The organism is Mesorhizobium sp. M1A.F.Ca.IN.022.06.1.1, from assembly GCF_003952605.1.
GTDB lineage: Bacteria > Pseudomonadota > Alphaproteobacteria > Rhizobiales > Rhizobiaceae > Mesorhizobium.
Genome location: NZ_CP034455.1, coordinates 805,772 through 826,143, shown reverse-complemented (window position 1 = coordinate 826,143; position 20,372 = coordinate 805,772). Strand labels below are relative to the sequence as shown.

Sequence of the window (20,372 nt, the reverse complement as noted above, 5' to 3'; positions counted from 1 at the left end):
GAGATTGGCTGTGTCGGCGCCGCGCCTCCCCAGCGTCCTAGAAGTCCATGCCGGCGCCGGCGGGCATGGCGGGTGCCGCTTCTTTCTTCGGCTTCTCGGCGACCATCGCCTCGGTGGTGACGAGCAGGCCGGCGATCGAGGCTGCATCCTGCAGCGCGGTGCGCACGACCTTGGCCGGATCGATAACGCCCTGGCTGAAAAGATCGCCATATTCGCCGGTCTGGGCGTTCCAGCCATAGGCGAAATCGGTCTTCTCGCGCAGCTTGCCGACGATGATCGAGCCTTCCGCCCCGCTGTTCTCGGCGATCTGACGCGCCGGCGCCTCGATGGCGCGCCGCACGATGTCGACGCCGAATCTCTGGTCGGGGTTGTCGGCAGCCACCGCGTCGAGCGCATTGGCGGCCCTGAGCAGCGCCACGCCGCCGCCCGGAAGAATGCCTTCTTCGACCGCCGCGCGCGTCGCATGCATGGCATCGTCGACGCGGTCCTTGCGCTCCCTGACCTCGACCTCCGTCGAACCGCCGACGCGGATCACAGCCACGCCGCCGGCGAGCTTGGCCAGACGCTCCTGCAGCTTCTCGCGATCGTAGTCCGAGGTGGTCTCCTCGATTTGCGCCTTGATCTGCGCGACGCGGCCCTGGATCTCCTCCTTCTTGCCGGCGCCATCGACGATCGTGGTGTTCTCCTTCTCGACCACCACTTTCTTGGTGCGGCCGAGCATCTCCAGCGTGACGTTCTCAAGCTTGATGCCGAGATCCTCGCTGATAGCGGTGCCGCCGGTGAGGATGGCGATGTCCTCCAGCATGGCCTTGCGGCGGTCGCCGAAGCCCGGAGCCTTGACGGCCGCAACCTTCAGGCCGCCGCGCAGCTTGTTGACCACCAGCGTCGCGAGCGCCTCGCCCTCGACATCCTCCGCGATGATGAGCAGGGGCTTCGCCGACTGAACCACCGCCTCCAGAACCGGCAGCAGCGCCTGCAGGTTGGAAAGCTTCTTCTCGTGGATCAGCACATAGGGCTCTTCGAGCTCGACGCGCATCTTATCCTGATTGGTGATGAAGTAAGGCGAGAGATAACCGCGATCGAACTGCATGCCTTCGACGACTTCCAGCTCGGTCTCGGCGGTCTTGGCTTCCTCGACGGTGATGACGCCCTCGTTGCCGACCTTCTGCATCGCCTCAGCAAGGAAACGGCCGATCTCGGCATCACCATTGGCCGAAATCGTGCCGACCTGGGCGATCTCGTCATTTCTGGTCACCTTGCGGGCGTTGGTCTTCAACTCCTGAACAATAGCCTCGACGGCTTTGTCGATGCCGCGCTTCAGATCCATGGGATTCATGCCGGCGGCAACGGCCTTGGCACCTTCCCTGACGATGGCCTGGGCGAGAACGGTCGCGGTGGTCGTGCCGTCGCCGGCGATATCGCTGGTTTTCGAGGCGACCTCGCGCACCATCTGCGCGCCCATGTTCTCGAACTTGTCCTCGAGCTCGATCTCCTTGGCGACAGTGACGCCGTCCTTGGTGATGCGCGGAGCGCCGAACGACTTGTCGATGACGACATTGCGGCCCTTAGGGCCGAGCGTGACCTTCACCGCGTCGGCGAGGATGTTGACGCCGCGCAACATGCGGTCGCGGGCGTCGGAATGGAATTTCACTTCCTTGGCAGCCATTGGAACACTCCTTCAGCAGGCACCTTTCATTGACCGATCGGGTTGGGCCGGTTCAAGCCGCTTTTCCCAACGCCGATGTCTGCTCGACCACACCCATCACGTCGCTTTCCTTCATAATGAGCAGGTCTTCACCGTTGAGCTTGATCTCGGTGCCGGACCACTTGCCGAACAGGATGCGGTCGCCGACTTTGACGTCGAGGGGAATGAGCTTGCCGCTCTCGTCGCGCGCGCCGGAACCGACGGCGATGATCTCGCCTTCCTGCGGCTTCTCCTTCGCCGTGTCCGGGATGATGATGCCGCCGGCCGTCTTCTCCTCGGCCTCGACGCGGCGGACCAGAACGCGGTCATGCAATGGATGGAACTTCATATCGTTCTCCTTCGGGACAAACAGATTTTGAGAGGTTCCTCCACTCCGGACCGGAAGGACCGGAGCGGGGCTCGCGATCCTTTCGGCCTCGCGCATGTGGATTTGGTTTTGCACGCGCCGGTTTCAAGAGGCCGCAAGAAATTTTTTGGCACTCGCAACAGCCGAGTGCTAGCGCCGTGAAAACAAAGGTAATTATGCAGCTTTGACGGGCGCGCCCCGGACCTCTTGACGGCAAAGGAATCAATTCCCAAATCGAACCTGCCGGCGCCTGATGTGGCCGGCAAGGTCAAGGAGCGCCGCTGCCTTGGCGCTCCTCGTATCTATGTTGCTCAATGGAGGATGTAGCTATGAGAACCAGTTTCGACTTTTCTCCCCTGTTCCGGTCGAGCATCGGCTTCGATCGAATGCTGAACGCGCTCGAGACCGCAAGCCGCATCGAAACCGCTGACAACTGGCCGCCCTACGATATCGCCAAGAGCGGCGAGGACGACTACCGCATCACCATGGCCCTGGCAGGCTTCAGCCAGGACGAACTGGCCATTACCCAGGAGCAGAACATGCTGATGGTCTCTGGCCAAAAGGCAGGCGAGGACAACGGCGAGTACCTGCATCGCGGCATTGCCGGCCGCGCATTCCAGCGTCGCTTCGAGCTTGCCGATCACGTCAAGGTCGTCGATGCGAGCCTCGTCAACGGTCTGCTGACAATCGACCTCAAACGCGAGATCCCGGAAGAAATGAAGCCGCGCCGGATCGAGATCACGGCGGACAAATCATCGCCAACGGCCGCGACAAAGAAAATAGAGGCCGACAACAAGGCGGCCTGAGCCTTCTCGCCGCGCTTTGCGCCAAGCGCCGGGTGATGTTCCCGGCGCTTGTGGGCCTTGTCTTCCGGATGAACAGAAAGGAGGAAAAAATGAGTGTTCGTGATCTGATTCCCTGGGGCCGAAACAATGGTAACAAGGTTCCAAGTGTCTTCCGCGACGGCGAACGCGATCCTTTCCTGTCGCTGCATCGCGAGGTGAATCGGCTGTTCGACGACGTCTTCCGGGGTTTCGGTTCCGGCTTGCCATCCCTAGGCAGCGTATCAGCCTTTGGTGCCGGCTGGCCGAGCGTTGAGATCTCCGACAACGAGAAGGAGATCAAGGTGGCGGCCGAAGTCCCGGGCCTGGACGAGAAGGACATCGAGGTGCTGCTTGATGATGGCGTGCTGACGCTGAAGGGTGAAAAGCGCTCCGAGACGGAGGACAAGGAGCGGCAGTTCTCCGAGCGCATCTATGGCCGCTTCGAGCGTCGAATCCCGCTGGGCTACGAGATCGAAGAAGACAAGATCGATGCCCGCTTCAAGAACGGCGTGCTGACGGTAATGCTGCCCAAGACCGCGAAGGCGCAGTCGCAGGCCAAGCGTATCGAAATCAAGAGCTGATGCCTGGATGCAGGGGTTGGATCGACGGGTCCGGCCCCTGCGGCATGACGGAACCTCGGCGCTAGATGGAACGGCCAACGCTGGCGTAGGTGCTGGCTGGAGCGTGGAACGGCTCCCTTTCCAACGAGTGATCCGCCCGCAGCGGGCGCCAGGTGCTCGCTTGCGGCTCGATGACGTGCGGCCGACGCAGGCCATTCTAACCGTTTACCGCGCTGAGCGCAGATGCCGCTGACGGAACACCGCGCAAGCCTCTGGAAATCCGCGATAACCTTAATTCCTTCCTTCTTTTGGTCAGGCTTCCCGTACGGAACGTTAAGGGCTAGATTAGCAATTCGTTAAGTAATACGGCGGGTGTGAGCGTAAGAGGTGTGCCGTTATGAATTTCAAATCCCTGATCAAACGGGCCGAGGACGTAGACAAGGAATTTCAAGAGCTCCAGTCGGATCTGGCAGAGGCTTTCGAAGAATGTCTTTCGGCTGACGAAGAGACGTCCCCGGGATACGATTCTGCCGCCGACCTGGCGGCAAGCGAGGAGGATCCGCCGGGCGAGACTCAGTCCGAGGCTTCCGCCTCCCGGCTGACGCCGCACACCCAGACACGGTTGGCCGCCTTGGAAGCCGTTTCCGGACTCTTCCGCGACGGACAGGGTCATCTGGAGGAGATCGGGTCAAGGCTGGCCGAGATCGCCACAGCGCACCACATGACGCGCGATATCCTGAACGCCCTGCATCGCGATGCGCTGCGCGCCAATGAGCTGGAGCTGGAGAACGCCGCTCTGGGCGCCGAACACAAGGCCTTGTCGGAACAATTGCTTGACGCTACGCGCAAGCAGCGCGAACGCGACGGCGCGGCCGAGGCCTGGCAGCAGCGCGAGGCAAGTCTCGTCCAGGACAGGGAGTCGCTGCGCGAGGCGCTTGCAGCGGTGCGGCTCGAAATGGTCGAGATGGGCAATGAGAGCGCCAGGCGCGAGGCTGAGTTCGGTGAGATCGTCAAGACCCTGACGGCCAAGACCGTCGAAGCCGACAGGCGCGCTGTCGAGAACAAGCTGCTGCGCGAGAAGCAGGTCGGGCTTTCGATCGAGCTGGAGCAGGCGCAAAAGCGCGAGGCCGAGGCCCGGCACAAATTCGACGAGTTCGCGGCGACCCACGCCAACGAAGCCACGCGGATTGCCGAACTTATGGCCCAGCTCGGCAGCCACGAGAAGGAGGAGGCCCGGCTGCAGAAATCGTTGGAGACGACGCAGGCCAAGCTTGCCGAGGTAACCGAAGCCGCCCGCATTGCCGAAAGCGATGGCGCGGCGGAGCTGGCGCGGAGCCGGGCAGAGCTGCGCGGCTTGCGCTCCGAAATCCAGGAGCTGCAATCGCGGCTCGAGCAGGCCTCCATCGACAAGACCGATGCGGTCGCCGAGGCGACAGGACTGAGGGCGCAGTTGAATGACGCCGTGACCGAGCGGCAGATCGCGGAAGAGAAGCTTGCCGTTCTCAGGAACGAGAGCGAATTGGACAAGAAGAATTTGTCGGTGATCAGTACCAACCTCTCGCAGCTATCGCTGCAGCAGGCGTCGGAGCAGATCCAGCTCGATATCCAGAAACAGGAATGCGAGGACCTGCGCGCCGAGGTCGAGACGCTGAATGCCCGCATCAAGGAGCTGCTGCCTTACGAGCGGCTGCACAGGGTGACGGACGCCCGGGCCCGGCAGGATGTTGTGCCCGTGACGAACGGGCATGTCACCAACGGGCATATCGTGGAGCCGGCGCGACCCACCGCCAGGCGCCGGCGAAACATGAGGGCCGCCGCGAGCTGAGGAAGGGTGTCTAGCCAGCTCAGCGCTTCATCGCTCTGGGCCTACTTGCCGGTCATCCGGTCAGCAAGCTGCTGGGCCTCGGCAAGCAGTGCCGGGAAGCCCGGATCGCCCGGCAGGCGCTCGCCCATGCAGGCGCGATAATCGCCGTCGCCTTTTTCCCAGGCGGCGTTGGCGGAATCATAGGCCTGCTGGTCCTTCAGGTCCGAGTTCTGATAGGTCTGCTGAAATTTCTGGGCAGCCGCGTCCGCCGCGGTCCAAAGCGCCTCGCAGGCCGCGATCTTCGGCACGGGCGGGGACGCGGGCGCCTCGGCGACCAGGACGCGGTCGCCCTTGACGACCGCGACGACGACCTGCTGGTCGTAGATCGGTCCGACATCCTGGGTCCAGCCGCCGAGCTGCGCGACGGCGATATCGGCGCCTTCGGGCTTCTTCAGTGAAAAGTCGAGCGTCTTCACGAATGCGGCGTCGCTGCCGATCGCCTGCGTATAGAAGGCGTCTAGCTTCAGCGCCCCGTCGATGCCGGCGGGCAGCCGGAGGCCTTCATCGTCCTCGTCAGCCTTGGACCGCAGCCAGCGCTCGACCAGCCCGCGGGTCGTCGCGACGATGCTCGGGCCGGCGTCGCTCTTGGCGTAGCGCAGCCCGTCCAGCATGCCGAAGCCAATATCGGAGGCGCTCAGGCTCTGGAGATTGATCGTGCCGGTTGCCGGAAAATCCTTGACCGCAAGCGGGCCGAGAATGGCGGAAAGACGCTTTTCCAGATCGGCCAGCGCCTTGGTGTTGGCGCCATCGAGCGCCTCCACTTCCGCGTTCGAGCTCTCCTGCGCCGCGATGTCGGAAATCGCCTTGTCGCGCGCGGCGATATAGTCGTCCTCCGGCGATGCCGCGAAAACCACGCCGCTCGCCAGCGCAAACAAAAACGTCCAGACCAGCCGCATGCTATAACCCCAATTCAAACCAAAGCCCGTGTGGCCTTCGCCTGACTTGGCGGCTTTTGCGTGGCGGAATCCCGGGGAGAACCCGAATTTAATATCCGGCCTTTCGCTTCTCTACCTCCGCCTTCCTCAGCAGGAACCGCTGGATCTTGCCGCTCGATGTCGGCGAGGAGGTGAGGCACGCCGCGACAGTTGCGCTCTACGGCGCCCCCCCTGTCCTGCCGGACATCTCCCCCACGAGGGGAGAGATTGGCAGTTCCGCTGACGGCTCTCCCTTTGCACCGTCGATGATTGGCGAAAGCCGGCGCCACATCTGATCTCCCCCCAAGTGGGGGAGATGTCCGGCAGGACAGAGGGGGGCGCGAAGGAACGCAAGCTTTCGTGTCCAGAGCACAGCCATGATGTCGGGGACGGCCGGATCTTCTAAGGCGGGCGCAGGCCCAGAGGTGAGGGACGCACCCGGCGCCACACCAGTCGATTGGGAGAATGATCAGGGCCGCGCAAGACTTGGCCAAGCCGGTGCCTGCCTGTACAATCTTAGGGTGAATGCAGGGAAGGGAGCGCGCGATGCGGCTTGGTCGGGATCTCTGTCATTTGACGGTTTTGGCCTTCATCGCCGGACTGGCGCTTTGGCCGCACGCGGCATCGGCCGATCCCGTCACGCCCGCGCGCATCGCCGCCGCCTTGCCGAAGCTCGAAGCGCTGGCGCAAGCCGCCGTCGCCGATGGTGCCGTCCCCGGCCTTGCCATCGGCGTCGTGCATGACGACAAGGTGATCTTCCTCAAGGGTTTCGGGCATCGCGAAGCCGGCAGACCGGAGCCGGTCGACGCCGACACGGTGTTCCAGATCGCCTCCCTTTCGAAGCCGATCTCGGCTACCGTCGTGGCCGCGCTGGTCAGCGACGGGGTGGTATCCTGGGATTCGAAGATCGCCGATCTCGATCCGGCCTTCCGCCTTGCCGATCCCTATCCCACCGGCGAACTCACCATCCGCGATCTTTTCACGCATCGCAGCGGCCTTCCCGGCACTGCCGGAGACGACCTTGAGGGCATCGGCTACGACCGCGCCGAAATCCTTCGCCGCCTCCGCTTTGTGTCGCCATCGTCGAGCTTTCGCGCCGGCTATTCCTACAGCAATTTCGGGCTGACCGAGGGTGCCGTGGCGGCCGCGAAGCCGACAGGCAAGCCCTGGGAGACGGTCGCGGAGGAAAAGCTCTACCGCCCGCTTGGAATGGCCGCGACCAGCTCCCGTCACGCGGACTTCGTCAGCCGCGCCAATCGCGCCGCGCTGCATGTCAAGATCGACGGCGTCTGGGCCGCAAAGGTCAAGCGCAATGTCGATCCTCAGGCGCCGGCGGGCGGCGTGAATTCCAGCGCGCGCGATCTCATGCAATGGATGCGCCTGGTGCTCGGCGACGGGGTTTATGCCGGCCGGACGCTGATTGCTTCCGATGCGCTGCGACAGACGCATCTGCCTCAGATGGCGCTCGGCCGCAATCCCGTAACCGGAGGCGAGTCTTTCTATGGCCTCGGCTGGAATATTGATTTCGGCCGGCACGGCCTGAGCTGGGGCCATGCAGGCGCCTTCAGCGTCGGTGCGCGTACGGTGGCGACGCTGTTTCCGCAGGAGAAGCTTGGCATCGTTATCCTTACGAACGCCTTCCCGACCGGTGTCCCGGAAGGGTTGTCCGACAGCTTTGCCGATCTGGTCTTCGACGGAAAAGTCGAAAAGGACTGGGTCGAGGCCTGGGACGGAATCTATGCCGGGATGCTGGGTCCGGCGATCGCCGCGGCCAAGGCCGAATATGCCGCGCCTCCGTCTCCGCCAAGGCCGGCCCGGCCGGCCAGCGCCTATTCCGGCCGCTACGGCAATGACTTCATCGGCGGCGTGACCGTGTCGAGCGCGGGCGACGGCCTTGTGCTCGAGGTCGGACCGGCCGGAGCGCGGTCCTATTCGCTGACGCATTTCGACGCCGATCTGTTCCTGACCCATCCCGACGCCGAGACGCCGGACCGGCCGGCGGGCGTGAGCTTCGTCGTCGGCCCCGACGGCAAGGCCTCGGCGATGACGATCGAGTTCCTCGACGACAATCATCTGGGCAGGCTGCAGCGGGTGGGAGACTGATCGCTTCACCCAGAGCCGTGCGGCGATTCTGGGTGAACGACATGTATCAAGCAAAGACCAGCGGGCTCAGGATGCCTGGCCGTAGCGGAGCAGCTTGAAGCAGTCGCCGCTGCCCGACTTCGTCTGCGTCAGCACCGATTTCGCGCGGTCGATCCATTCCTGCTGCGATTTGGTGTCAGTCTCGATCGCATCAACCGGTGCAAGGGCGACGAAACTCTTGCCCTTGCTGAAGAGCCAGCAGGCGCGGGCGAGAAACCGCCTGCTGCGCTGGCGCAGCAGGTCGGCGTCATAGAGGATGTCGAGCACCTCGTGCTTGATCTTCGGTTCCTTGTCGGGCTTGGCGACCGCGGCCTCCACCGCCTCGTCGCCGATCGCGTCATACAGGTCCTTGTAGTCGAGGGCTAACTGCGTCGTCGCGTATTTGATCTCGTTCTCGTCGCGCACGATGTTGAACCACAGCGTCGGATCGATCTCGTTGACGACAAAGGTGGCTTCGAGGTCGCGCGACAGGTTCAGGATTTCGAAGTCTCGAACATCGACATCACGTTCGACCAGCAGGATCTTTTCGACCTGCTTGGCGAGCTCCGTTCCCCTGGCGGTGATCGCGGCGTTGCTTCCGCCGTGTTCGGGGCCGACATAGGCGCCGCCCTCATCCAGTATCTCGTCGAACTCGCCCAGCGTTTCGATGACGGGGGCGCCGCGGGCAACGCGCGCCGCCAGCTTGGCGAGAACCTGCTGCAGCTCGGTCTCGCGCTTGCGCTGGTCCTGATAGTTCTGCTGGAAGAAGAAGATGAACAGCGAAACGCCGATGCCGATCAGGATCACGCCCAGCTGCGAAAAGATGTTGCGATAATATTCCAGCAGCTTTTCGCGATGGCGCAGTTCGTCGCGCACGCTGTGCGCCACGCGCAGATTGACGATGAGCGAAATGATCAGCAGCCCGGCGCCGACCAGGATGAGCCCACCGATGAGAAGGTAGCCATGGCCTGCGCTGAAATCCATTCGTCTCGCCCCCGAAGCCTGCGCCAAATTAGCGCCAATTTCGTCGCGCTCAAAGCCACGAGACAAGCCGGGCATCAGGCCCGGCCGGTCTCGCGCGCCACTCCACCGCTCTGCGGCAACCAAAACGATTGACCCGGCCATCCATCCGGCCGATATCCCGCGCAAGTTCGTACCGAGACCCCAATGACCTCAAATACCGATCTCAAGGAAGCCGCGCGCGGACCCGACGCCGCCTGGCAGGACGACGTGCGTGCCGGCGTGCGCCATGTGCGCGACCTCGCAGCCCTGCCGCTCTCACCGGCCGAGCGCGCCGCTGCGCAGCAAGCCGCCGCCGCCCACAAGGTGCGCGTGCCGAAAGCCTATCTCGACCTGATCGACTGGAACGATCCGAACGATCCGATCCGCGCGCAGGTGATCCCGTCGCCGGACGAGTTGATCACTGCCGAGGGCGAGCTCGGCGATCCGATCGGCGATCACGACTTCAGCCCGGTGCCCAGGCTGACGCATCGCCATGCCGACCGCGTGCTCTTGTTCCCGACCTATCAATGCGCGGTCTATTGCCGCTTCTGTTTTCGCAAGGAATCGCTGACTTCGATTGGCCGCGGCTATACGCGCGAGGCGCTGGAGCCGGCCCTCGCTTACATGGACCAACATAGCGAGATCCGCGAGGTGATCCTGACCGGCGGCGATCCGCTGTCGCTGCCCGACAAGGCGCTCACCGAAATCCGCGCCCGCATCGAGGCCATCCCGCATGTCCGGCTCCTGCGCATCCACACCCGCGTGCCGGTGGCGCTGCCGTCGCGCATCACGCCCGGCCTTGTGGCGGCCCTGCAAGGAAGGCTGATGGTGACGGTGGTCACTCACTTCAACCACCCACGCGAGATCACGCCGGACACCGAAACGGCCTGCCGGACCATGCGGCAGGCGGGTTTTGTTCTGCTTAACCAGAGCGTTCTCTTGAAGGGCGTCAACGACAAGGTCGAGGTGCTGGAAGAGCTCTGCCGCGAGCTGATCTATCGGTTGGGCGTAAAACCTTACTATCTTCACCATGGCGATCTGGCGCCGGGCATGGCGCACCGCCGCACCACGATTGTCGAGGGCCAGGCGCTGGCCGCGGATCTGCGCCAGCGCCTCTCCGGCATCTGCAACCCGACCTATGTCATCGATTTGCCCGATGGCGGCGGCAAGGTGCCGCTCGGCCCCAGCCACATCGAGGGCCGGGACAGCGAGACATGGCGGATTCGCGGGCAGGACGGGAAGGTGAGGGAGTATCGCGAGGTGGTCGCCTAGTCGCTCATCTCGAGAGGCGGCAGAGGAACTCCCATCCCGCCCCCCGCATTGTATAGCGGGGGCTTGAAGGAGAGCAGCGTGAAGGCATTGTTGGGAATCGTCGGCGGCTTCGTGCTGACCCTGGCCGTGTTTGCCTCAGGGCTCGCCTTCGCCACTTGGCTGCTGGCCGCCAAGCCGGTGCGCCAGGCAACGCCGGCGATCGGCGTTTCGGAGCTCTGGACCAAGGACGTCAGGCCCGTCGATCCGGCGAAGCAGGATCTCGAGCGCATCCCGGCCCAGCAGGCCGCCGGCGTGTCCGTTAAGGCGGACGAGGGGGCCAAAGCGGCGGATACGGCCACGCAGACCGCAGCTCTCCCAACGCCGCAAGCCGCCGCGCCGCGGCAGTTGCAGCCGTTGCCCGAGGTCTCTCCGCCAAATGGTTCACAGACGGGCCAGGCCGATGCGGCGGAACAGCCTTCGGAGCAGGCGCCGGCCCAGCAGGCACGATTGCCCGACGCGCATCTCGAATGGTGCGCCAACCGCTATCGGAGCTACCGCCCGCAAGAAAACAGCTACCGCTCCTACAGCGGGGAGATCCGCCCCTGCATCTCGCCCTATTTCGATCCGGGCCGCGATCGCACAGCCTCGACCGACGGGCGCCAACCCGATCAGCCCTGGATGAACGATCAAGGCGAGGTGACTGACGACCAGGCCGAGGTGGAAGGCTACGCCACGACACGGGACGGCTACGCGACGACTTATGGCGGCCCGCCGGAAGAGATTTTGCCGGAAGACCAGCCTCCCAGGGATCGGCTGCTGGGCCCGCAGATGTCGGGCGATCATATCGACTCCTGCTTCAGCCGCTATCGCTCCTACGATCCGCAGGACAACACTTACCAGCCCTATGACGGCGGCCCGCGCCGGCAGTGCGAGTAGGGCAGGCCCACGTTCCTGCGAAGTGACGCTGGGCTCCTGAAGGCCCCCCTTGGGGGGAGATGGTCGGTAGACCAGCGGGGGGTGCATATCGAATGGCTAACGTTAGCGCCGCCCTTCGGCACCTTCCCGCCGCGAACGGGAGATGATCGGCTCAATTCAGCACTCGGCCATCAATCTCCGCGACGCTCGTTGTCCCGGTCAGCGCCATGGTGACGGACAACTCCTTGCGCAGAATGTCGATTGCCGTCGCCACGCCCGCCTCGCCGCCGGCGCCGAGGCCGTAGATATAGGCGCGTCCGACCAGGCAGGCTCGGGCACCGAGAGCCAGCGCCCGCATCAGATCCTGGCCTGAGCGCACGCCGCCGTCGAACAGCATCTCGACATCGGAGCCCACCGCGTCCGCTATCCTCGGCAGCATCGAGATGGTTGACGGCGCGCCGTCAAGCTGCCGGCCGCCATGGTTGGACACCACAATGGCGTCGGCGCCGGCCCTGCTGGCGCTGCGCGCGTCGTCGACATTGAGGATGCCCTTGAGGATCAGCTTGCCCGGCCAGATGCTCCTGATCCAGTCGACATCGCTCCAACTCAGCGTCGCGTCGAACTGATGCGCCACCCAATCCGCCACCGCCTTGATGCTGTCCTCGCCCTTCACATGGCCGGCGAGGTTGCCGAAGGTCCAGCGTTTGGCCGAAAGCATGCGGGCCGCCCAGGCCGGGCGGCTGGCGATGTCGACGATCGTGCGAAGTTTGAGCGCCGGCGGCACCGAAAGCCCGTTCCTGACATCGGCGTGGCGCTGGCCCAGCACTTGCAGGTCGACCGTGAGTACCAGCGCGCTGCAGCGCGCGGCGTCGGCGCGTTCGATGAGCGAGCGCACGAAGCCGCGATCCTTCATCACATAGAGCTGGAACCAGAATGGCTTGCCGACAGCTTGCGCCACATCTTCGATCGAGCAGATCGACATCGTGCTCATCGTATAGGGAATGCCCGCGGCTTTTGCTGCCCGGCAGGCGAGGATCTCGCCATCGGCCCATTGCATGCCGCCGAGGCCGATCGGTGCAAGGGCTATCGGCAGCGACACCTTCTCACCGAGGATCGTGGTTGCCGTGTCGCGCTGCTCGACATCGACCAGGACGCGCTGCTTGAGCGTGATGCGCTCCAGGTCGGCGCGGTTGGCGCGCAGCGTCTGCTCGGCATAGGAGCCGGACTCCGCATAGTCGAAGAAGACGCGCGGCACGCGGCGGCTCGCGGCCCGGCGCAGGTCCTCGATGCAGGTCATGCCCTTGAGCAGTTGCGGCGCCGCCGATGTTGCCCTGATCTCGTCGGGCAAAGTCACGATGCCCGTCCGAACATCGAGTGGGGTGGGGACTGCTCGTTCCATCGTCGTCCTCCCATAAAATATTAGCGAATGCTGATTATTGAAGGTCGCGTGGCCGCTGATGTAAATTCACTAGCGAGTATACTTACGGCAACGGCAGCGCGCCCCATGCCCAGAGCGTCCGACGAGACCAGGCCCGAGATCCTCCAGGCAGCTTACAAGCTGTTTCGCCGCCGGGGCTTTTTCCGCGTTGGCATGGACGAGATCGCCGATGCCGCCGGCGTCACCAAGCGCACGCTCTACTATCATTTCGACAGCAAGGACGCGCTCTTGACCGCCGTGCTCGCTTCGCAGCATGAGCGTATATTCGCCGACTTCCAGAATTACGGCATCGAGTTTTCGGGCGGCGCGGACGTGCTGATCGACAAGCTTTTCGAGGGGCTGGTCAAGTGGTCGTCCAAGCCGCGCTGGGCGGGCTCCGGCTTCACCCGGCTGGCGATCGAGCTTGCCGACCTGTCCGGCCACCCCGCGCGCGTGATCGCGCGCCAGCACAAGGCGCTGATGGAGCGTCATCTGGAAATGCTGCTCGCCGAAGCGAAGGTGCCGTCGCCGAAGGAGCGGGCCCGCGAGCTATTCCTGCTGATCGAGGGCGCCATGGTGATGATCCTGATCCACGGCGACCAGAGCTATTGCAGCGCCGCGGCGGATGCGGCGAAGCGGCTGATGGTAGCCGAGGTGGAGTTTCCGCAACACGATACCGGCCCAACACACGCCTGAAACACACCCGCTCCACAACCGGCATGCCAGCGAAACGCTCGCGCCGGATGTTTGCAGCCTAGCAAATGCGGAGTAGCACGCCGATGACACCCGACCAGATCAGGCTTGTGCAGGACAGTTTTCGCGAGGTCGTGCCGATCAAGGAGGCGGCCGCGGCCTTGTTCTACGAGAAGCTGTTTGCCATCGACGCCAGCCTCAAGGGGCTGTTTCGCGCAACGGACATGAGCAGGCAGGGCGCCAAGCTGATGGCGGCGCTGGGCTTCGTCGTGCATGGCCTTTCCCGCGCCGAGACCATCCTGCCCGCCGTGCAGGATCTCGCCAGGCGCCATGTCGGCTATGACGTCGAGGAGCATCATTATCCGATCGTCGGCCAGGCGCTGATCGAGACGCTGGAGGCGGGCCTGGGCGAGGCCTTCACGCCTCAGGTCCGCGAGGCCTGGCAAGCCGCCTACGGCCTGCTCGCCGGCGTCATGATCGCCGCAGCCCGTGAGGTGGAGCTGGCGGCTTGAGCTCTCGTCAGGCTGGAGCGCGAAGCCGAGCGCGGCAGGCGATCTCCTGGGCCTTGTTCATGGCCCGGAGGTCGCGGCGAGGCGCCCGTCGCCGCCCTGCCTGCAAGCCCGGCGCCGACCTGGGCGACAGGGCTCGAGCCATTGGCTGCGCAAAACCGCGACCGGCCCGTTTTACGGTCGCACAGACTTCGCCGAGACAAAGCCACATCGGCTGCTTTCAGGAACATTCTGCCTTCTGCGAAGTTTGGCGGCTGGCCCGCTCATTGAGGCCAAACCGGTTGACAGGCGGGCTTCGGGAGGAAGCTATGACCGCTGTCACGCCTTCACTTCATGTTTGTCGCCGCCGGGCACTGCAAATCGGTTTTGGAGCGACCCTTGCTTCAGCGGCCGGCGTTGCTTCGACTTCGTCTGCTGCCGCGCAGGACGACATAAAAGACGAAGACATTTTCCGCTTCGCGCTCAACCTGGAATATATGGAGGCCGAATATTACCTCCGCGGCACCACGGGAAAGGGCATCGAGGACTCGGACATCGGTTCCAAACCCGGCGACGTCGTCGGCGGCAAAAAGGTTGCCTTCGATACGCCCGCGCTCGGTGAATTCATGCGCGAGGTCGCGGAAAACGAACTTGCCCATGTCAGGTTCTATCGCAAGACGCTGGCGTCGAACGCGGTGGACCGGCCGGCGATCGATTTCGATGCCGGCTTTGCCGCGGTCGCCAAGGCGGCCGGCCTCGGCGACGATTTCGATGCGTTTGGCAATCAGATGAATTTCGTGCTCGGCGGTATGCTGTTCGAGGACGTCGGTGTGACGGCCTACGCCGGTGCGGCGACTGTCCTGAAGAACAAGGAATTCCTCGCTGCCGCGGCTGGAATTCTCGCGGTCGAGGCCTATCACATGGGAATGGCGCGGTCGTCGCTCTATCGCATGGGCGAAAAGGCCTGGAAGGCCGCGAATGCGGTTTCCGACGCACGCGACAAGATCGATGGGAACGAGGACAAAGACCAGGGCATTCAGGTCGACGGCAAGGCCAACGTCGTTCCTTCGACGCCGGATGCGATTGCCTTCACAAGGACGCCGCAGGAGGTGCTGCGCATCGTCTATCTGACCGATCAGTCGGGTGTGAGCAAGGGCGGCTTTTACCCGAACGGGATGAACGGAACGCTCCAGAGCACCTAGCCGTTAGGGTGGAGCCGGTCACGATGATCTGCAACCCGCGCCGAGCAGCATTCGGCGCGGGCATCTGATTTCGTTTCGACGAGGCAGGCAATGAACGTCAGCAGCGAAGCGACCAGATCTTTTTGGACACTCGACACCAGCTTGCCCAACGCGCCTCGCGTCGAGCAGGATGAGCATTGTGACGTAGCCGTCATCGGCGCCGGCATCGCCGGCGTTTCCATCGCCTACGAACTGGCCTTGGCGGGACGCAGGGTGGTGCTCGTGGATCGCGGCCCCTTGCTCGGCGGCATGACATCGCGCACGACCGCCCATCTGGCACCCATCTGCGACGACGGCTTGAGCGCGCTGATCGACATGCGCGGCGAGGCTCTGGCGCGCGGATTCCAGGAAAGCCAGCAGGCCGCCGTCGACCGCATCGAACGCCATGTCGCCACGCTGGAGATCGACTGCGATTTCCGCCGGCTGGACGGCTTCCTGTTCCCGGCCGCATGGATGGACGAGAAAGAGGCCGCCAGAGAATGCAACAAGGAGTATGCGGCTGCGGCAAAGATCGGCGCCGAAGCTGAGCATGGCAAGGGTGTGCCGCTCAAGGGCCATGAATCGGCGCCCATCCTGCGCTATCCAGACCAGGCGACCTTCCACCCGCTGAAATATTTGCGCGCGCTGCTGGCCGATTTCGAGAAACGAGGCGGCAAGGCATTCGCTGACAGCGCCGTCACCGAAATCGAGGAGGGGGACAAGGTTCGCCTGAAATGCGACGGCGGCTCCACCGTAACGGCTTCGAACGCAGTGTTTGCCACCAATTCCCCGATCAACACCTGGGTCAAGATCCACAGCAAGATGGCGCCTTACCGCACCTATGCAATGGCTTTCGACATTGCCAGGGGAACCCTCCCGGATGCGCTCTACTGGGATATGGACGATCCCTATTATTATGTCCGCCTCAATCCCGGCCCCGGCAAGACGGACTGTCTCATAGCCGGCGGCCGCGATCACAAATCGGGCGAAGCGGATGACGGCGCGGCGCGCTTTGTCGCGCTCGAGGCCTGGATCAGGGCATTGGTGCCCGATCTTGGCGGAGAACGAGCGCGATGGTCCGGCCAGGTCCTCGAAACGATCGACTTTTGCGGCTTCATTGGCCGAAGCCCCGGCAACGGCAACGTCTTCATCGCCACCGGCGACTCCGGCCAGGGCATGACGCATGGCGCCTTGGCCGGACTGCTCATCCGCGATCTGATCGTGGCCGGATCGAACTCCTGGGAAGCCGTCTACGCCCCCGACCGGACGCCGCCCGCCGCGCTCGCGCACTACGTCAATGAGAACCTTACGACGGTGAAGAACCTTGCCGGCTATTTGCTGCCCGGTGAGGTCAAGTCGGCCGACGCCCTCGAGCCCGGCGAAGGCGGCATACTTCAGGACGGCTTGAGCAAGTTCGCCGTGTGCCGCGATCGCGACGGCAAGCTGCACCGGCATTCGGCCAGTTGCACGCATCTCGGCTGCATCGTGCACTGGAATTCGACCGAGCAATGCTGGGATTGCCCCTGCCACGGCTCGCAGTTTGCGCCGGACGGAGCTGTCCTCAACGGCCCGGCCATCCGGCCTTTGGGATAGTTCGGCTGGAGGGCATTGGATCGGCGATCCCCAGCCGCGGGAACTCGAGCCGTATCGCGTCGGGAGAAGTAGACTTCCCCAAGACCTCCGTCGCTATTTTCGCCTTGCCGGCTTCTTCTTTGGCTCCGCTTCAACCGGCCCGCGGGCGAGCCTGGCCGCGCGGAGCCGTTCCGTCTTTGCCTGCCGCGCTGCCGCTTCGCCCTCGATTATCGTGCGCGCCGTCTTCGTGGTGGCTTCGCTCTTGGCGTCGCCCTTCGGCTTGAACACACTGGTTTCGGCCATGGTCTACCTCGCAATTTGAAACGAAGAAGGCCGGGCAAGCCCGACCTTCCAAAGCATATCTCCCGAAATCGGAAACCGGTTAGGGGAAGACATGCGTAAAACCCCAAAACATGCTGCCCGAAATCGGGAGCCGGTTTCGGGACGAAGACATCCGCAAGATCAAAGTGCTCCAAGGCCAATGCCGGTACATCCGCGGTCAAAGGCCATGGATGCACGGCATCAGCCCGCCTGGATATTCTCCGCCGAGCTTTTGCCGTTCCGCTGGTTCTTCACGATGTCGAAACTCACCTTCTGGCCCTCCGCTAGCGAGCGCATTCCGGCGCGCTCGACGGCGGAGATGTGGACGAACACGTCCGGCTGCCCATTGCCCTGCTCGATGAAGCCGAAGCCTTTCGTGGCGTTGAAAAACTTCACGGTTCCAGTAGTCATACGATTTTCCTTTCAAATCGACGCAAATCATCGCCGCCTGGCTGCGTGCCAAACGTCGCAGTCTTCGAAATTGAGAGGGAAGATCGTCAGGGCGCCAAGGCGCAGAAACAACATTCGTTCAACAAGTTCGATTTGAAAAACATAGCGCTTAACCGAAGCGGCGACAAGGCGAGGCGAAATAATATTGTCGGCGCCGTTGTCCTGAAAAGCTTGCCGGCGACTAAATTTCGCTTGACGCGCGACGCCGTCCGACTCCTATGAAGGGCTTCCGCGTGGCGCCGAAGAAAGAGCCGAGATACAGATCTTGGTGCCTCCGCCGACAAGAACCGAAATGCCGAGCATATTGTTGGCCGTTAGGCCCCGCTGAGCGTTCCTTGCCGGCTCACGCCATGTGTCGAATTGTGTGCTGGATAGACGCTGCGGCAGGCACTGTGACCACCCCGCCACAAAACTTAGCTGCGCCAGTTCCTCAGCGGCCGCCATCCGCAAAATTAACCTTTTGTTAACCATTCGCCCGGCACCCTTTAACCATTGAGTAAGGATTCGTCTGGCCGTGACCTTCGCCGCCCCTTTGCACAACAAATCCATCCGCTTCCGCGCCCGCTCCTTCGTCGCTTTCACGCTGACGCCGGAGGCGCCGATCGACGAGTGGCTGGAGGGGCTCGATCACTGGATCGGCAACTCGCCGGGCTATTTCAACGGCCGCCCGGTAGTGTTGGATCTCAATACTTTGAAGCCGGGCCCGGAGGAGATCGCTGCACTTGTCGGCACGCTCGCCCGGCGCGGCATCCGCGTCTATGCGATCGAGCTCGAGGGCGCCGAGCTCGGCCCCGATTTGCCGCCGCTGCTCGCCGGCGCCAAGGAGGCGACCGCCGAGGGCCTGCTGGGCAGGGCCGCGCGCAAGGCGAAGGCGGAAGAGATCACGGTCGAGACGGCTACGGTCGAGGACGTGCAGCCGGGGCAAATGAGGGCGCCGCAGGATGAACTGGCGAAGCTCGATGCGCAGAACGCGCGAGCCGCCGAAGCAGCCAAGTCGGAACCGGCCGGGTCGGGGCAGGGTGCTGTACCTGCACGGCACGAGCCTTCCGCCGGCACGCTGATGATCAAGGCGCCGATCCGCTCGGGGCAGTCGGTCTTTCATCCGCATGGCGACGTCATCGTGCTGGGCTCGGTCGCGTCCGGCTCGGAAATCGTCGCCGGCGGCTCGATCCATGTCTACGGCACGCTGCGCGGCCGGGCGATCGCCGGCTCGGAAGGCAACACATCGGCGCGCATCTTCTGCCGCAAGAATGAGGCCGAGCTGCTCGCCGTCGACGGCTGGTACACCACGGCCGAGGAGATGGAAGGTGTTTCGCGCGGCAAGGCGGTGCAGGCCTTCCTCGAAAACGATGCGCTGTGCGTGGTGCCGCTCGGCTGAGTCTTTGGCCGCGCAAGCTTCGGACCGGTTTCGCGTGCCATTGTCCTTCATGAGTCCGCCGTGCCCGGCACGGCCAGAGAATAAAAATCGCCAACGGAGGCTGGATATATGGGCAAGGTAGTCGTGGTCACCTCGGGCAAGGGGGGCGTCGGCAAGACAACCTCGACGGCCGCGCTCGGCGCTGCCGTGGCCAAGACCGGCAAGAAGGTTGCGCTGGTCGATTTCGACGTCGGCCTGCGCAATCTCGACCTCATCATGGGCGCCGAGCGCCGCGTGGTGTTCGACCTCGTCAACGTTATCCAGGGCACCGCAAAACTGTCGCAGGCGCTGATCCGCGACAAGCGGCTGGAGACGCTGTATCTGCTGCCGGCCTCGCAGACGCGCGACAAGGACGCGCTGACCGAGGAGGGCGTTGCCGAAGTCATCGCCCGGCTGCGCTCGGTGTTCGACTATGTCTTCTGCGACAGCCCGGCCGGCATCGAGCGCGGCGCCCAGCTTGCCATGCGCTTCGCCGACGAGGCGGTCATCGTCACCAACCCGGAAGTGTCGTCGGTGCGAGATTCCGACCGCATCATCGGCCTGCTCGACGCCCGCACCATGAAGGCCGAGCAGGGCGAGCTGATCCAGAAGCACGTGCTGGTCACGCGCTATGACGCGACGCGCGCCTCGCGCGGCGAGATGCTGTCGATCGACGACGTGCTGGAGATCCTTTCGACGCCGCTGCTCGGCATCATCCCGGAAAGCCAGGATGTGCTCAGGGCCTCCAACCTCGGCGCGCCGGTGACGCTCAGCGAGCCGATCAACACCGCCGCCAAGGCCTACCTCGAAGCGGCACGGCGCCTGGAGGGCGAGGACCTGCCGGTGGTCGTCCCCTTCGAGCGCAAGGGTTTCCTCGAACGGCTTCTCGGAAGGAGGGCGGCATGAGCATTCTCGACCTCTTCAAGCGGCGCACCAGTGCGCCTGTGGCGCGCGAGCGGCTGCAGCTGCTGCTCGCCTATGAACGCCAGAGCCGTGGCCAGCCAGACCTCGTCTCCATCCTGCGCGAGGAGATCATGGCCGTCATTGCCAAGCATGTGCAGATCGACCAGGACTATCTCCAGGTCTCGATGGATCGCGGCGCCACCATGTCGACGCTGGAGATCGACATTCAGATCCCCAACAAGAGCGCCGCGCCACTGGCGATGGCGGGGTGAAGCTGGTTTAGAGCCGGCGGGACAGCACCCCCTCTGTCCTGCCGGACATCTCCCCCGCAAGGGGGAGATCAGATGTCGTCGCCGCTTTCGCCAACTTCCGACGGAGCAGGAAGAGCGCGGCAGCCGGAGCTGCCAATC

Annotated in this window: 20 protein-coding genes; 13 read left to right on the top strand and 7 right to left on the bottom strand. The window is 63.9% G+C overall.

From position 1 onward, the window contains the following. Positions 1-37 precede the first annotated feature (37 nt). Both groL and groES read right to left on the bottom strand, forming a co-directional pair. Positions 38-1,666, bottom strand: a complete 1,629-nt coding sequence (groL, locus tag EJ078_RS04190; RefSeq protein ID WP_127216124.1) for a chaperonin GroEL — start codon at positions 1,664-1,666, stop codon at positions 38-40. A 52-nt stretch (positions 1,667-1,718) separates the two neighbouring features. Continuing rightward, positions 1,719-2,033, bottom strand: a complete 315-nt coding sequence (gene groES, locus EJ078_RS04185) for a co-chaperone GroES (RefSeq protein ID WP_066992870.1) — start codon at positions 2,031-2,033, stop codon at positions 1,719-1,721. 347 nt (positions 2,034-2,380) lie between these two features. On the opposite strand from groES, the gene EJ078_RS04180 reads away from it, so the two are divergent. The 3 genes from EJ078_RS04180 to EJ078_RS04170 all read left to right on the top strand — a co-directional run bounded on the left by EJ078_RS04180 (position 2,381) and on the right by EJ078_RS04170 (position 5,260). After that, entirely contained in the window at positions 2,381-2,857 is a 477-nt protein-coding gene (locus EJ078_RS04180) for an Hsp20 family protein (protein ID WP_127216123.1), read from the top strand. A gap of 89 nt (positions 2,858-2,946) precedes the next feature. Beyond that, a complete protein-coding gene (locus EJ078_RS04175; RefSeq protein WP_127216128.1) occupies positions 2,947-3,456 on the top strand; it encodes an Hsp20/alpha crystallin family protein in 510 nt (169 codons plus the stop codon). Between the two features lie 376 nt (positions 3,457-3,832). Continuing rightward, positions 3,833-5,260, top strand: a complete 1,428-nt coding sequence (locus EJ078_RS04170; RefSeq protein WP_127216122.1) for a hypothetical protein — start codon at positions 3,833-3,835, stop codon at positions 5,258-5,260. Between the two features lie 41 nt (positions 5,261-5,301). Here EJ078_RS04170 and EJ078_RS04165 read toward each other — a convergent pair whose 3' ends face one another. Then, on the bottom strand, positions 5,302-6,195 hold the full coding sequence (locus EJ078_RS04165; protein ID WP_127403259.1) for a hypothetical protein: 894 nt from the start codon (positions 6,193-6,195) through the stop codon (positions 5,302-5,304). A 564-nt stretch (positions 6,196-6,759) separates the two neighbouring features. Between EJ078_RS04165 and EJ078_RS04160 the strand changes: the two genes are divergently transcribed. After that, positions 6,760-8,316, top strand: coding sequence for a serine hydrolase (locus tag EJ078_RS04160; protein WP_127217395.1), 1,557 nt, complete (start codon positions 6,760-6,762; stop codon positions 8,314-8,316). Positions 8,317-8,382: 66 nt separating this feature from the next. Here EJ078_RS04160 and EJ078_RS04155 read toward each other — a convergent pair whose 3' ends face one another. Continuing rightward, positions 8,383-9,318 carry a hypothetical protein gene (locus tag EJ078_RS04155; protein ID WP_127403260.1) on the bottom strand — a complete coding sequence of 312 codons (936 nt, stop codon included), beginning with the start codon at positions 9,316-9,318 and terminating at the stop codon, positions 8,383-8,385. A gap of 183 nt (positions 9,319-9,501) precedes the next feature. Between EJ078_RS04155 and EJ078_RS04150 the strand changes: the two genes are divergently transcribed. After that, a complete protein-coding gene (locus tag EJ078_RS04150; protein WP_127217061.1) occupies positions 9,502-10,608 on the top strand; it encodes a KamA family radical SAM protein in 1,107 nt (368 codons plus the stop codon). 78 nt (positions 10,609-10,686) lie between these two features. Continuing rightward, positions 10,687-11,523: a BA14K family protein gene (locus tag EJ078_RS04145; protein WP_127217060.1), complete on the top strand. Its 837-nt coding sequence runs from the start codon at positions 10,687-10,689 to the stop codon at positions 11,521-11,523. Positions 11,524-11,674: 151 nt separating this feature from the next. Here EJ078_RS04145 and EJ078_RS04140 read toward each other — a convergent pair whose 3' ends face one another. Continuing rightward, on the bottom strand, positions 11,675-12,799 hold the full coding sequence (locus EJ078_RS04140) for an alpha-hydroxy acid oxidase (RefSeq protein ID WP_164750672.1): 1,125 nt from the start codon (positions 12,797-12,799) through the stop codon (positions 11,675-11,677). Positions 12,800-13,006: 207 nt separating this feature from the next. Between EJ078_RS04140 and EJ078_RS04135 the strand changes: the two genes are divergently transcribed. The 4 genes from EJ078_RS04135 (at position 13,007) to EJ078_RS04120 (ending at position 16,913) form a co-directional block, all read left to right on the top strand. Further along, entirely contained in the window at positions 13,007-13,615 is a 609-nt protein-coding gene (locus EJ078_RS04135) for a TetR/AcrR family transcriptional regulator (RefSeq protein WP_164750671.1), read from the top strand. A gap of 83 nt (positions 13,616-13,698) precedes the next feature. After that, entirely contained in the window at positions 13,699-14,124 is a 426-nt protein-coding gene (locus EJ078_RS04130) for a globin family protein (protein ID WP_127403262.1), read from the top strand. 305 nt (positions 14,125-14,429) lie between these two features. After that, complete coding sequence (locus EJ078_RS04125) at positions 14,430-15,302, top strand: ferritin-like domain-containing protein (RefSeq protein WP_208721082.1); 873 nt, start codon at positions 14,430-14,432, stop codon at positions 15,300-15,302. A 90-nt stretch (positions 15,303-15,392) separates the two neighbouring features. Further along, positions 15,393-16,913: an FAD-dependent oxidoreductase gene (locus tag EJ078_RS04120; RefSeq protein ID WP_127217276.1), complete on the top strand. Its 1,521-nt coding sequence runs from the start codon at positions 15,393-15,395 to the stop codon at positions 16,911-16,913. A 93-nt stretch (positions 16,914-17,006) separates the two neighbouring features. On the opposite strand, the gene EJ078_RS04115 is transcribed toward EJ078_RS04120, so the two are convergent. Then, positions 17,007-17,195 (bottom strand): hypothetical protein, encoded by a 189-nt coding sequence (locus tag EJ078_RS04115; RefSeq protein ID WP_066992893.1) that lies wholly within the window; start codon positions 17,193-17,195, stop codon positions 17,007-17,009. Positions 17,196-17,414: 219 nt separating this feature from the next. Beyond that, positions 17,415-17,624, bottom strand: coding sequence for a cold-shock protein (locus EJ078_RS04110; protein WP_066992896.1), 210 nt, complete (start codon positions 17,622-17,624; stop codon positions 17,415-17,417). Positions 17,625-18,177: 553 nt separating this feature from the next. On the opposite strand from EJ078_RS04110, the gene minC reads away from it, so the two are divergent. From minC to minE, 3 genes are all read left to right on the top strand, one after another. Next, positions 18,178-19,041: a septum site-determining protein MinC gene (gene minC / locus EJ078_RS04105; protein ID WP_066992899.1), complete on the top strand. Its 864-nt coding sequence runs from the start codon at positions 18,178-18,180 to the stop codon at positions 19,039-19,041. Positions 19,042-19,149: 108 nt separating this feature from the next. Then, positions 19,150-19,965 carry a septum site-determining protein MinD gene (gene minD / locus EJ078_RS04100; RefSeq protein WP_067321964.1) on the top strand — a complete coding sequence of 272 codons (816 nt, stop codon included), beginning with the start codon at positions 19,150-19,152 and terminating at the stop codon, positions 19,963-19,965. Next, on the top strand, positions 19,962-20,234 hold the full coding sequence (minE, locus tag EJ078_RS04095; protein WP_042638296.1) for a cell division topological specificity factor MinE: 273 nt from the start codon (positions 19,962-19,964) through the stop codon (positions 20,232-20,234). The genes minD and minE overlap by 4 nt, the downstream gene beginning before the upstream one ends. Positions 20,235-20,372 lie beyond the last annotated feature (138 nt).

Excerpts from the sequence above, each read along its gene's own strand:
- groL (WP_127216124.1), bottom strand. The coding sequence starts at position 1,666 with ATGGCTGCCAAGGAAGTGAAATTCCATTCCGACGCCCGCGACCGCATG.
- groES (WP_066992870.1), bottom strand. The coding sequence starts at position 2,033 with ATGAAGTTCCATCCATTGCATGACCGCGTTCTGGTCCGCCGCGTCGAG.
- EJ078_RS04180 (WP_127216123.1), top strand. The coding sequence starts at position 2,381 with ATGAGAACCAGTTTCGACTTTTCTCCCCTGTTCCGGTCGAGCATCGGC.
- EJ078_RS04175 (WP_127216128.1), top strand. The coding sequence starts at position 2,947 with ATGAGTGTTCGTGATCTGATTCCCTGGGGCCGAAACAATGGTAACAAG.
- EJ078_RS04170 (WP_127216122.1), top strand. The coding sequence starts at position 3,833 with ATGAATTTCAAATCCCTGATCAAACGGGCCGAGGACGTAGACAAGGAA.
- EJ078_RS04165 (WP_127403259.1), bottom strand. The coding sequence starts at position 6,195 with ATGCGGCTGGTCTGGACGTTTTTGTTTGCGCTGGCGAGCGGCGTGGTT.
- EJ078_RS04160 (WP_127217395.1), top strand. The coding sequence starts at position 6,760 with ATGCGGCTTGGTCGGGATCTCTGTCATTTGACGGTTTTGGCCTTCATC.
- EJ078_RS04155 (WP_127403260.1), bottom strand. The coding sequence starts at position 9,318 with ATGGATTTCAGCGCAGGCCATGGCTACCTTCTCATCGGTGGGCTCATC.
- EJ078_RS04150 (WP_127217061.1), top strand. The coding sequence starts at position 9,502 with ATGACCTCAAATACCGATCTCAAGGAAGCCGCGCGCGGACCCGACGCC.
- EJ078_RS04140 (WP_164750672.1), bottom strand. The coding sequence starts at position 12,799 with ATGACCTGCATCGAGGACCTGCGCCGGGCCGCGAGCCGCCGCGTGCCG.
- EJ078_RS04135 (WP_164750671.1), top strand. The coding sequence starts at position 13,007 with ATGCCCAGAGCGTCCGACGAGACCAGGCCCGAGATCCTCCAGGCAGCT.
- EJ078_RS04130 (WP_127403262.1), top strand. The coding sequence starts at position 13,699 with ATGACACCCGACCAGATCAGGCTTGTGCAGGACAGTTTTCGCGAGGTC.
- EJ078_RS04125 (WP_208721082.1), top strand. The coding sequence starts at position 14,430 with ATGACCGCTGTCACGCCTTCACTTCATGTTTGTCGCCGCCGGGCACTG.
- EJ078_RS04120 (WP_127217276.1), top strand. The coding sequence starts at position 15,393 with ATGAACGTCAGCAGCGAAGCGACCAGATCTTTTTGGACACTCGACACC.
- EJ078_RS04115 (WP_066992893.1), bottom strand. The coding sequence starts at position 17,195 with ATGGCCGAAACCAGTGTGTTCAAGCCGAAGGGCGACGCCAAGAGCGAA.
- EJ078_RS04110 (WP_066992896.1), bottom strand. The coding sequence starts at position 17,624 with ATGACTACTGGAACCGTGAAGTTTTTCAACGCCACGAAAGGCTTCGGC.
- minD (WP_067321964.1), top strand. The coding sequence starts at position 19,150 with ATGGGCAAGGTAGTCGTGGTCACCTCGGGCAAGGGGGGCGTCGGCAAG.
- minE (WP_042638296.1), top strand. The coding sequence starts at position 19,962 with ATGAGCATTCTCGACCTCTTCAAGCGGCGCACCAGTGCGCCTGTGGCG.